The 10,432-nt window shown below is 62.5% G+C and carries 12 protein-coding genes; 4 read left to right on the plus strand and 8 right to left on the minus strand.

Features of this window, described 5'->3' with window-relative positions; genetic code table 11:
• The 6 genes from mreD to VJ604_RS06075 form a co-directional block, all read right to left on the minus strand.
• Window positions 1-313, minus strand: a 313-nt coding sequence (mreD, locus tag VJ604_RS06050) for a rod shape-determining protein MreD (protein WP_324080665.1), incomplete at its 3' end; no start/stop codon positions are given.
• A gap of 3 nt (window positions 314-316) precedes the next feature.
• Complete coding sequence (mreC, locus tag VJ604_RS06055; RefSeq protein ID WP_324080667.1) at window positions 317-1,141, minus strand: rod shape-determining protein MreC; 825 nt, start codon at window positions 1,139-1,141, stop codon at window positions 317-319.
• A 90-nt stretch (window positions 1,142-1,231) separates the two neighbouring features.
• The gene (locus tag VJ604_RS06060) at window positions 1,232-1,720 is read right to left on the minus strand and encodes a dTDP-4-dehydrorhamnose 3,5-epimerase family protein (RefSeq protein ID WP_324080669.1); all 489 of its coding nucleotides are present in this window, start codon (window positions 1,718-1,720) and stop codon (window positions 1,232-1,234) included.
• Window positions 1,720-2,622 (minus strand): glucose-1-phosphate thymidylyltransferase RfbA, encoded by a 903-nt coding sequence (rfbA, locus tag VJ604_RS06065; RefSeq protein ID WP_324080671.1) that lies wholly within the window; start codon window positions 2,620-2,622, stop codon window positions 1,720-1,722. The genes VJ604_RS06060 and rfbA overlap by 1 nt, the downstream gene beginning before the upstream one ends.
• Window positions 2,623-2,716: 94 nt before the next feature.
• Window positions 2,717-3,091 carry a hypothetical protein gene (locus VJ604_RS06070; RefSeq protein WP_324080674.1) on the minus strand — a complete coding sequence of 125 codons (375 nt, stop codon included), beginning with the start codon at window positions 3,089-3,091 and terminating at the stop codon, window positions 2,717-2,719.
• Window positions 3,092-3,179: 88 nt separating this feature from the next.
• Window positions 3,180-3,317: a hypothetical protein gene (locus tag VJ604_RS06075; RefSeq protein WP_324080676.1), complete on the minus strand. Its 138-nt coding sequence runs from the start codon at window positions 3,315-3,317 to the stop codon at window positions 3,180-3,182.
• 564 nt (window positions 3,318-3,881) lie between these two features.
• Between VJ604_RS06075 and sfsA the strand changes: the two genes are divergently transcribed.
• The 3 genes from sfsA to VJ604_RS06090 are packed head-to-tail and all read left to right on the plus strand — an operon-like array spanning window position 3,882 to window position 5,569.
• A complete protein-coding gene (gene sfsA / locus VJ604_RS06080) occupies window positions 3,882-4,577 on the plus strand; it encodes a DNA/RNA nuclease SfsA (RefSeq protein WP_324080678.1) in 696 nt (231 codons plus the stop codon).
• A 57-nt stretch (window positions 4,578-4,634) separates the two neighbouring features.
• Window positions 4,635-5,081 (plus strand): hypothetical protein, encoded by a 447-nt coding sequence (locus VJ604_RS06085; RefSeq protein ID WP_324080680.1) that lies wholly within the window; start codon window positions 4,635-4,637, stop codon window positions 5,079-5,081.
• A 32-nt stretch (window positions 5,082-5,113) separates the two neighbouring features.
• Window positions 5,114-5,569, plus strand: a complete 456-nt coding sequence (locus tag VJ604_RS06090; RefSeq protein WP_324080682.1) for an ATP-binding protein — start codon at window positions 5,114-5,116, stop codon at window positions 5,567-5,569.
• 14 nt (window positions 5,570-5,583) lie between these two features.
• Here VJ604_RS06090 and VJ604_RS06095 read toward each other — a convergent pair whose 3' ends face one another.
• Together VJ604_RS06095 and nudC are read right to left on the minus strand one after the other, a co-directional pair.
• Window positions 5,584-8,952 (minus strand): DEAD/DEAH box helicase, encoded by a 3,369-nt coding sequence (locus VJ604_RS06095; RefSeq protein ID WP_324080685.1) that lies wholly within the window; start codon window positions 8,950-8,952, stop codon window positions 5,584-5,586.
• Window positions 8,953-9,230: 278 nt separating this feature from the next.
• Window positions 9,231-10,154 carry an NAD(+) diphosphatase gene (gene nudC, locus VJ604_RS06100; protein ID WP_324080687.1) on the minus strand — a complete coding sequence of 308 codons (924 nt, stop codon included), beginning with the start codon at window positions 10,152-10,154 and terminating at the stop codon, window positions 9,231-9,233.
• Between the two features lie 174 nt (window positions 10,155-10,328).
• Between nudC and VJ604_RS06105 the strand changes: the two genes are divergently transcribed.
• A partial coding sequence (locus tag VJ604_RS06105; RefSeq protein WP_324080689.1) for an agmatine deiminase family protein occupies window positions 10,329-10,432 on the plus strand: 104 nt, incomplete at its 3' end.

The following is a 10,432-nucleotide window of genomic DNA, read 5'->3' on the forward strand; positions in this document are numbered from 1 at the left end:
GGAAAACCACCAGCACGAGGAGCACCCGGTTGTCGGTGTAGAGCCGGTCCGCCAGACTGGAGAGGACGACGTAGATACAGAGGTAGGAGAAGGCGTTCAGCCCGAGGTAGATGCCGCTGAAGCTGTCCTGCAGGACCCCCAGGCCGAAGGCGGCCAGGCCCGCCCAGCCACCGGGCGCCTTGAGCCCCAGCCAGACCACCAGGATGATGATCAGGTTGGGCTGGAAGGGGTCCTGGAGGTAGCGCGGCAGGATTGTCATCTGGAGCACAAGCGCGGCCAGCACACAGCCGGCTATCTTGAGGTAGCTTATCATCTTCTATTCATGCGCCTTCTGGAGCAGCACCAGCATCTCCTCCAGCTTCCCTATGTTGACCGAGGGGCGCACCTCGATGGTCTGGAACACCCCGTACTGCCCCTTCTTCACCATGGTGATCTCGCCGATGGGGAGCCCCTTCGGGAACACCCCGCCGATGCCGGAGGTGATCACGGTGTCCCCCACCTTGACGTCGTCGTCCTTGACGGTGAATTCCATGGAACAGCGGCCGCCCCCCGCGCCGCGCACGATCCCGCGGGCGCGGGAGCGCTGCACGATGGCCGCGATGGCGCTGGCGTGGTCGGTCAACAGCAGCACCCGGGAACTCTGCGGCGCCACCTTGACCAGGCGGCCGACCACCCCACCCGCCGCCAGCACCGGCATCCCCTCCTGCAGGCCGTCGACGGCTCCGCGGTCCACCACCAGCGTCTTAAACCAGGCCGAGCTGTCCTCGCCGATCACCGAGACCGCCAGCGAGGGGGCCGCCAGCGTCCCCTTCAGGTCGAGCAGCGCCTTCAGCCTGATATTGGCCGCCACCGCCTCGTTATCAGCCACGATCCGCTCGTTGAGGCGCTTCACGCTTTTGCGGAGCTCTTTGTTCTCGCGCCTCACCTCGATCAGGTCGATGTAGTCGTTCCAGAGGTGCCCGAGGGTGCCGTCCGTTACCGCCACGCCCTGGGCAAGGGGGGCGGTGACCGCCATCACGGTCCGCTCCACGGGGTTCGCGTGCTCCTTGTTGCGGAGATTGAGGGCATAGGTGAAGAAGGCCGCCACCAGCAAGAGCGCGGTAATCAGGAATCGCTTGTGGCGGATCAGGAACTGTCTCATCGGTCTCAGAAATGGTTTAGGGGGCACCGTGGCCCCCTATCGTGTCGAAAAGTCATCGCAAAAGCTGCCCCCCCCGGAAGGGGGAAGCGGTCAGTCAAGTTGGAAAGGCGAACCGGCAACTTCCTCGTGCCGGATCTCGTCGACCGGCTCCTTCTTCCCCTCGCCGGCGTAGAGCCGGTTAGGCCCATTGAAGACGATCCCGTGTTCGATGCCCACATTGCGGTAGGCGTGCACCACACCCGGCGGGACCACCACCATGAGCGGCGAGTCAACCCCGCCGTAGATGACCTGCTTGACCTGGTAGGTCGGCGAATCGGTGCGGGCGTCCCACAGGTAAACCTTGAAGTTGGAGGGACCGATGAAACAGAAGTAATCGGTCTGGTCGCGGTGCTCATGCGGCCCGCGCGCGACGCCCGGCTGGGTCATTGAGATGTAGGCCATGGTCGGCATGAGCGAAGCATCCAGTTCGTCGCGTCTGTAGAGCTCGGCCAGCCAGCCACGCTCATCGATGAACTTGCGCAGAGGCTTCACGGTCACGTCGTGGATCTGCCCCTTCCGGTAGCTGCTACTCTCTGTCATTACCTCTGCCCTCCCCCGCACAAGGTGGCCTCGTTGTAAACCCTCAGCAGATACTCCCGGTAGGAGGATTTGGGGGTGGCGTCTATCACCTCGGCCATGGCCTTGCAGTCCAGGTAGCCCATCCTGAGCGCGATCTCTTCCAGGCAGGCGATCTTCAACCCCTGCCGCGCCTCCAGGGTCCCGATGAAATGGGAGGCTTCCAAAAGGCTCTGGTGGGTGCCGGTATCGAGCCAGGCGATGCCGCGGCCGAGCTTTTCCACCGAGAGCGTCCCCTGCCTGAGATAGGCGAGGTTCACGTCGGTTATTTCCAGCTCCCCGCGCGCGGAGGGTTTCATGTTCTTGGCGATCTCCACCACCTGCCCATCGTACAGGTAAAGGCCGGGGACCGCGTAATGGGACTTGGGCGCCGCCGGTTTCTCCTCGATGCTCAGAACATTGCCGGCCGCGTCGAAATCGACCACGCCGTAGCGTTCGGGGTCCTGCACGTAGTAGCCGAAGATTTTGGCGCCGCCGTCGAACTCCGCTACCAGGCGGTCCAGCCCCATCTTCCCGTAGAAGATGTTGTCGCCGAGGATGAGGCAGACCGGATCGTTGGCGATGAACTTCTCACCGACCAGGAAGGCCTGGGCAATCCCCTTGGGCTCAGCCTGGATCTCGTAGGAAAGCCGGATTCCCCAGCGGGAGCCGTCCCCCAAAAGCGCCTGGAAGCGGGGGGTATCTTGCGGGGTGGAGATGATCAGGATATCCGAGATGCCGGCCATCATGAGCGTGGCCAGCGGGTAGTAGATCATCGGCTTGTCATAGACCGGCTGCAGCTGCTTGCTGGCCACCAACGTGAGAGGGTAGAGCCTGCTGCCGGCGCCGCCGGCCAGCACGATCCCCTTCTTGATACCTTGCGCCATAACCCCTCTTTCCAGACCGGAAATTGCAGCAACAACCCATATTTCCTACCACATCGAAGCAGCAGGCGTCAAACATAATCCGGAAACCGCCCGGTTACAAAAGCCGTTCCTTGAGGGCCTCGTCTATGAAACTCTCCTCGATCGCCTCGCGCGCCCACGGCTCCTTGCAGCGCGACAGCACGATGGCGGCACCTTCGGCCACCGCCGGGATGTCGCTCCAGAGGGCGTTTCTCAAGGAGCGGAGCGCTTTGGGATCGGGGCTCTTCAAGCCGGTGAGATTGCGGCAATCATCGCACAAAAGCGCAAGGTTCTCGGCTGCCGGCTCCTGGTCGGGCTGGTACTCCCACAAGCGCAGCCCCTGATCCCCGCCGCACCACTCGCAGCGAAAGCCTGCCCGCTTGGCAATGGTCTTGCCGAACTGGTTGACTGCTTCCAGATGTTCCTTGTTGAGCTGGCTTCCCTTGGCCATCTAGTCCCTCCGAACTTTGATCCACGCCCCAGTTTAGCAGAACGGCCAATGGGATCAACCGTTTTCGACCAGCCGGCTGCGGGGGGGCTCACTGCTGGTCGGGAAAAAACAGGCGCAGCTTGGCGAGGGCCGAGGGGTTGAACCACAAGAGAACAAAGACGGCGGCGGCCAGCAGCAGGAAAGCGACTGACACCACGACGATGATGAGATCTTCGTATTTCTTCACCACTGTCTCCACAAACCGGCAGCACTGTCAGAGCCGGCCATGACCATACCAAATCCAGTCAAGATAGCCAACCGAAGCAGGATACACACCCCTCCGGTCCTTTTCAATCCAAATCAAAGGGAGCGCAGAGACAGTGGATACTTTATCTCCGTTTTGCTAAAATTAAGTCGTAGTCCACTTGCACACGAGCTTCAGGTTGCTGAAAGGAGGAGTATATGGACACCGCAGCAGTATGCCCGAAATGCAAAGGGAGAGGCAAAATATCGACCGCCTCGCGGCAAACCGGCTACGATCAGGTAGAGGTTCCTTGCACGATGTGCAAAGGTTCCGGGAAAAAGATGTAGTTCCCCCCTCTTCCCGATCGTTCATACATCAAGGTCTGGGACCTGCAAAAACCCCTGTCGAAAGAGAGGGGTTTTTTGTTTCCCGCCCACCCCGCCCCGGCCATCCGTCGTCTTTTAATCTGGACAGGAAAGCACGCCGAGAGTAACCTTCACGCCTGAAAACCCGCACCGCTTCGACGTTTAAACACCTACAGACGGGCTTGCCGCCCGGGGAGCTTAGATGAAACTGCCGCACCCCCTCTACCAGGGGACCCTTCTGCGCCGGTACCAGCGTTTCCTGGCCGACGTCTGCCTCGACGACGGCACCCTGGTGACCGCCCACACCCCCAACACCGGCAGCATGAAAGGCTGCGCCGAACCGGGCAACCGTGTGCTCCTCTCCAAAAGCGAAAATCCCGCCAGGAAGTACCCGCACTGCTGGGAACTGGTACGAACGGACCAAGTCTGGGTCGGCATCAACACCATGCTCCCCAACCGCCTGGTGCGGGAAGGGATTGAAAACGGTACCGTGCGGGAGCTCTCCGGCTACCAGGCGATCCGCGGCGAAGTACCATACGGGACCGGCAGCCGTATCGACCTGCTGCTCTCCGGAACGACCGGCAGCTGCTATGTGGAGGTGAAGAACGTCACCCTGGTCGAGGAGGGTAGCGCCCTCTTCCCGGACGCGGTGAGCGCACGGGGGCAGAAGCACCTGAGGGAGCTGATGGAGATGGTGCGCCAGGGGCACCGGGCGGTGAACTTCTTCGTCGTGCAGCGAGGCGACGGCCTGCGGGTGAGCCCGGCCGATGCCATCGATCCCGGTTACGGCAGAGCGCTTCGGGAAGCAGCCGAGGCAGGGGTGGAGTTGCTCGCCTACCGGGCGCTGGTGACACCGGAGGAGATCGTGTTGAAGGAGAGGCTACCGGTGCTCCTGTAGCGGTTTGACAAACGGGGGATGGACGCTAAAGTTATGGGGTTGCCCGGAGGTAACCTAATGAGAATCCCCAAGTTTACCATCTACGCCAAGGAAAGCGGGGTCGAGTTCTCTCCCGCTGAAAAAAGCCAACCGGGCAAAGCCGAGGAAGGGAGGGTCCTGCTCCGCTTCTTCAGGCTGGCGAGCGGCAGCCACCAGCTCCGTTTCGTGGCTGAGCCCTGGGAAGCCTTCGAATTGCAGAGAAGGATCCTGGCGGTGCAGTCGCAGGGGGGCAAGGAGACGCTCACCCACAAGTTCGACGCCGGCGAGGGGGAGACCATCACCAAGCTGAGCGTAGAGTGTTACGAGAGAGCCGGCAAGAAAGGGTACGCCTTCTCGATCCAGCGCGGCGAGGAGAGCATCAACGTCCCCGCCCCCTTGGGGGAGTTCCTCTTCGCGGCCGAATTCCTGAGACACCTCTCCGTCACCCAGTCCTGGGTGGAACAGACGGAGCGTAAGCAATCTTGACGGTTATGTAATGGAATGGCGGGCGGAGACCGATGGGAATAAACGGCATGAAGAGCGCGAGCAAGACCCTGCATCTGAGCATCGAAAGCAAGCTGAGCGACGTCGCCCTGCTGGGACATGCCGTCCGCGGCGTCTGCGCCTGTTCCCCCCTCCAACTAGAGGCCTACGGCGAGATGGAGGTCTGTGTGGTGGAGGCCGTCAACAACGCCATCGCCCACGCCTACCGAAACGAGGTGGGCTACCGGGTCGACACCTGGATCACCCTGCACCATGACCGGATCGTCTTCGAAATCTCCGACTCCGGCCAGGCCATCGAGGACTTCGCCCCCCGCACCCTGGAATTCGACCCCGAGGAGATCGGCTCGATCCCGGAAAACGGCATGGGGCTCTTCATCATCGAGACGCTGATGGACGAGGTGAGCTACCGCTCCGAGAACGGCACCAACACCCTTTCCTTCTGCAGGTATTTCCGCCAAACCAGCGCCTGATCCACCCACCTCCCCTACCCCAGCAGGAACTCGAAGTCCTCCCGTCCGATGGAGGCGGCCCCCTCGTGCTCCGCGTCCTCCAGAAGAGCCCGGTACAGCTTCAACTTCCTCTTCTTGAGCTCCATCATCTTCTCCTCGATAGTGTGCCGCATCAACAGCCTCGTTATGGTCACCTGCCGCTGCTGACCGATGCGGTGGGCGCGGTCGGAGGCCTGGTTCTCCACGGCCGGGTTCCACCAGGGATCGAGGTGGAAGACATAGGAGGCCTTGGTCAGGTTGAGCCCCCTCCCCCCGGCCTTCAGGCTCAACAGGAAGGCACAGGGCTCGCTGGAGTTCTGGAAACGCTCGACCAGCTGCTTCCTGCGCGAGACCGGCGTGGAGCCGTCCAGCCTCAGGTAGCTGATCCCCTGCTGGGAGAGTCCCTCCTGCACCAGGTCGAGGAAGGAGGTGAACTGGGAGAAGACCAGCACGCTGTGCCCTTCCTCGAAAAGCTCCTGCAACTGCTCGGCCAGGAACTCCACCTTGGGGGAGCGCTCGTTACCCTCCCGCAACAGTAGCCTCGCCGAGAGGCAGATCTGGCGGAGCTTGAGGATGGCGGTAAGGGCGATGATGCGGGCCTGGCCCGGGGCATTCTGACTGTAGGCCTCGGCCACCGTGGCCTTCACCTCGGCCACCGTTCTCACGTAGAGCGCCTTCTGTTTGGGGTTCATCTCCAGGTAGAGGTCGGTTTCCACCTTGGGGGGGAGCTCCCCCCTGATCATGTCCTTGGTCCGTCTCAGGATGAAGGGATGGGTGCGCCTGATCAGGGTCTCCAGGAAACCGGCGTCTTCCCGCGCCATCTGCTTGCGGAACTGCTCGTAGGGGCCCAAAAGCCCGGGGAGCGCCAGGTCCATCACCGAGAAGTATTCCCCCAGGTGGTTTTCCACCGGCGTCCCGGTCAGGGTCAGCTTGAAGCGTCCCTTCAGCCTGCGCACGGCGCCGGTGGTCTCGGCGTGGATGTTCTTGATGGCCTGCGCCTCGTCGAAGACGATCACGTTGAAGAGCTGGGCCGAGAGCTTCTCGATGTCGCGCTGGATCACCCCGTAGCTGGTCAGCACCAGGTCGATGCCGGCGAAGTCGGGGCGTCGTCCCTGTCCGCGGTAGACGCCCACCTTGAGAGAGGGATAGAAGCGGGCGAGCTCGCTCTCCCAGTTGAAGATCAGGCTGGGAGGGACCACCACGAGGTGCGGCAGCGAAGGATCCAGCTCAGAGGCGATCAGCCCCTCGGCAATGCCGGCCATCAGGGCGATGGCCTGAATGGTCTTGCCCAGCCCCATGTCGTCGGCCAGGCAGGCGCCGAAGCGGTGCTCGTAGAGAAAGCCGAGCCAGCAGTACCCCTCACGCTGGTAGTTGCGCAGGGTGGCCTTGAGCCGGGCGGGGACCTTGCGCTGGGGGATGCTCTCGAAATGGGTGAGGCTCTCGATGATCCGCTCGTCCTCGGGCGAGAGCAGGACCCGGACCCCGCACCGCCTCAGCGCGATCCAGTCCAGGATCTGCAGGCGCGGCACCCTCACCACCTCCCGCTTGGCGCTGCTGGCGAAGAGGGCCAGGGCGCGACTGCTCTCCTCGTCCAGCATGACCATGGCATTTCCCCTGCGGAAGAGCCCGCCGCTCTTGATCGCCTCCAAGAGCTCCCGCTCGTCCACCAACTCTCCGTCGCTGCGGATCTCCGGGCGCAACTCGAACCAGTCGATGGAGGAACGGGTGGCATCCAGGGTGATGGTCCAGGAAACCGCCTCCAGTTCGTCCCCTCCCATGGCCAGGGAGAACCCTTCCGAGCGCAAGGCGCTCCGCAGCCAGGACAGGTTTTTCATGAATAGCTTGCGCTCGATGGAGATCTCTCCCGGCGCCTCGGCCACCGCGAAGGGATCTACGCCGAAGATCTCGTAGACCACCCGCAGCAGGGCCGCCTGCCGCTCCACTTCCAGCGCGATCCCTACCCATTCCCGGTCGAGCAACCGGAGCAGGAGACGCGGCTCACCGGCCGACTGGCAGAAACCGGCGATGATCCTGCGTGCCTCCGACTTGACTCCGCGCCGGGCGAAGTCGGCGGTGTCCAGGGCCTGCCGGATGATCCTTTCCCGCTCGGCGCGCGAACTCCCCTCCAGGGCGGCAAAGCAGGCGCTCACTATGGCCGCCACCCGCTTCTTGGCCTTGAGCGGCTGGGAGAAGGAGCCGCGGCCGGCTGCCGAGAAGAACCAGAAGGTCTCGTGTAACAGCGGGAAAAGCCCGCCGTCGGCAACACCTTCCGTCCTGATCCGCACCTCGTCACTTAGTTCCAGGATGTTTAGCCGGTAGCGCGGGGCGAGTTGCCGGTAGCTTGCCCGCTCGCTATTTACATAGAGGGCCGTCCGCTTGAGAAAATCGGCCAGTTCCTGAACGTGAACCGCGAACTGGGCGTCGTTGAAAGACTCCTCCGCGATCAGCAGGCCACGCTCCAACCGGGTCACCTTCGGCTCGGGGACCAGTTGCAGCGAGCCCAGCAGGCGGGTCAGATAGCGATTGGCTCCGGCGTCATCGACCTTCTGGACGCGTCCCCCTTTGAGATCGAAGTAGTAGCCGTCGCCAACCATAGAGTGGTCGTCGAGCGGACTGCCGTCATCAAGGCTTTTTTCGACCCTGACTTCCCCGTCGACCAGATCCATGTGCAACAAGATGGAGCGCTGCACAGCGGCGTCGAAGGTAAGCGGCTGCACGCTGTCGCCGCCGAGGTAGACGACCGGGTAGCGGCCGCAGAACCTGGCGAGGAAGTCCTCGATGGAGCGATCCCGTAGCGCCGGGTTGTAGAGCAGCCGCAGAAAATCCCGCACCGAAGGGGGCAACTCCTGCTCCAGGAGGGTCACCGGGACCCCGCCGCGGCAGAGCCTGATCCGGACCTCCTCGTCGACCCGGTCGACCACCAGGGCGTAGCGCGGTTCCACGGGTACCGCGGCGGCGCGGCTGGCGCGGTCAAGGGGGGAGACACTCAGCAGGCTGTCTCGAATGGTGGAAAGGTAACGGGAGGGGAGCTGCAGCATCGGGAAGGAGGCCGGAGAGAGGGCCTTTTTAACGGTGGCCATGGCGGCCACCAGATGGGGACAGCGCCCACGGGGGCTCCAGGCACCGCAGTTACAGGAAGTGGAGAGTTCCCCATGGCTGAGCTTGAGGGAAACCTGAAAGACCCCGTCCTCGCGCAGTTCTATGGAGAGGATGGAGCCGTCCTCGCTCCAGGACAGATGCGACACCGGCTCCCTCTTGCACAGCTCGAAGCCGTTGAAGAGGTGCACCTTGTCGGCCAAGGCGTATATCACCACGGCCGGCATCTCCAAAAGGTGCCGCAGCAGCGCGTTGTGCATCTGGTCCATGAGTATCGGGCTCTCCCACCTCGTGCAGCGTAACGAATCAGTTATGCTACCAGAAAGCCCTCATGAATACAACGACTTCTCCCTGCTCACGAACCCATTGCTAAATCGGCAAGCGCCTCGCTACAGGCCCCCCCCCCTTGAGAAAGGGGGGAACCTGGAGCGGAAGATGGCAGTAATCGGCAAAAAAAAGGGGACGGCTGTTAACCGTCCCTAAAAAGGAGACCCTGGAGCACTGTTGGCAACTCCCAGGTGCTTCATGAACACTCTTCGGGTCAGCCTCACATAACTTTAGCGTTTTTTTCTTCTAATGGTCGTTTTTCTGAGCCGGCCCCTGCTGCAGCCGCAGGAGGATCGACGGGGTAGAGACCGAGCGCGTAGCGGTCGATGATCCAGCGCGCGATGCTGCGGGTGGGCGGCAGCGCGGTCGGCATCTCCTTGGCCGAGAACCAGCGCGCATCGGCCAGCTCGTTGACCTCGACCTCGATCTCGCCGGAGACGTAATCGGCCACGAAGCCGGCCATCAGCTGACTGGGAAACGGCCAGTTCTGGCTCCCCACGTAGCGGACGTTGGTGACCTTCACCCCCGTTTCCTCCTGGGCTTCCCGCTCCACGCACTCCTCCAGCGATTCGCCGAAATCGACGAAGCCGGCCACCAGGCTGTAGCGCCCCGGCGCCCACTCCGGCTTGCGCACCAGGAGAAACTCGTCGCCACGCTTGATCAGCACGATTATGCAGGGGTGGATGTGCGGGTAATGCTCGTGGCCACAGCCGTCGCACTTCTTCCCCCAGGAGTAGGCGATCCGCTCCATTGAGCTGCCGCAGCGGGAACAATTGGCGCTCATCCTCTCCCAGTAGGTGATCTGGCGCGCCATTCCGTATAGGGTGGCCAGGTCGTCGGGGAGCTCGGTCCAGGGTACCGCGTAGAAGCCGTCGGGAAGGGCCAGCTCGCCGGGGAGCGAGCAGACGCGGACCGGCTTGCCATCCCAGCTGCCGAAGAGCTGCAGGTCGCGCGCGGAGGCGGCCAGGACGGCGGGGAGTTCGCCGTGGAGGAGGGCCCCGTTACACATCACCAGGGCGTCTTTTTGCAGGATGGCCCAGTACCCCTCGTCGTTGGTCACCAGTTGACCGGGCCTGATCTGGCTGAAGCGGGCCTTGATGATCTCGCCGTTAAAGGGAAGGTTTACCGTATCTGGAAAGAACATGATGATGACTCCTGAGAGGACGTGGTGGAGGAAATCATACGAGCATCAAGCCTCAGAATCAACTCTTTCATGAGCGATAATCCTGATCCTCGTCCCTCCCCTTTTAATCTTGCAATAGATGAAGGGCGTATGCTAACGTTTTTAATCTTTGCATCAATTTGAAGCCAGGAGAGCATGGTGGACAACAGACGATTGCCGGCAGAGTGGGAACCCCAAGACGGAGTGCTGCTAGCCTGGCCTCACGAGGAGAGCGACTGGCGCCCGTACCTGGAAGCGGT

Source organism: Geomonas sp., from assembly GCF_035254065.1.
Taxonomy (GTDB): domain Bacteria; phylum Desulfobacterota; class Desulfuromonadia; order Geobacterales; family Geobacteraceae; genus Geomonas.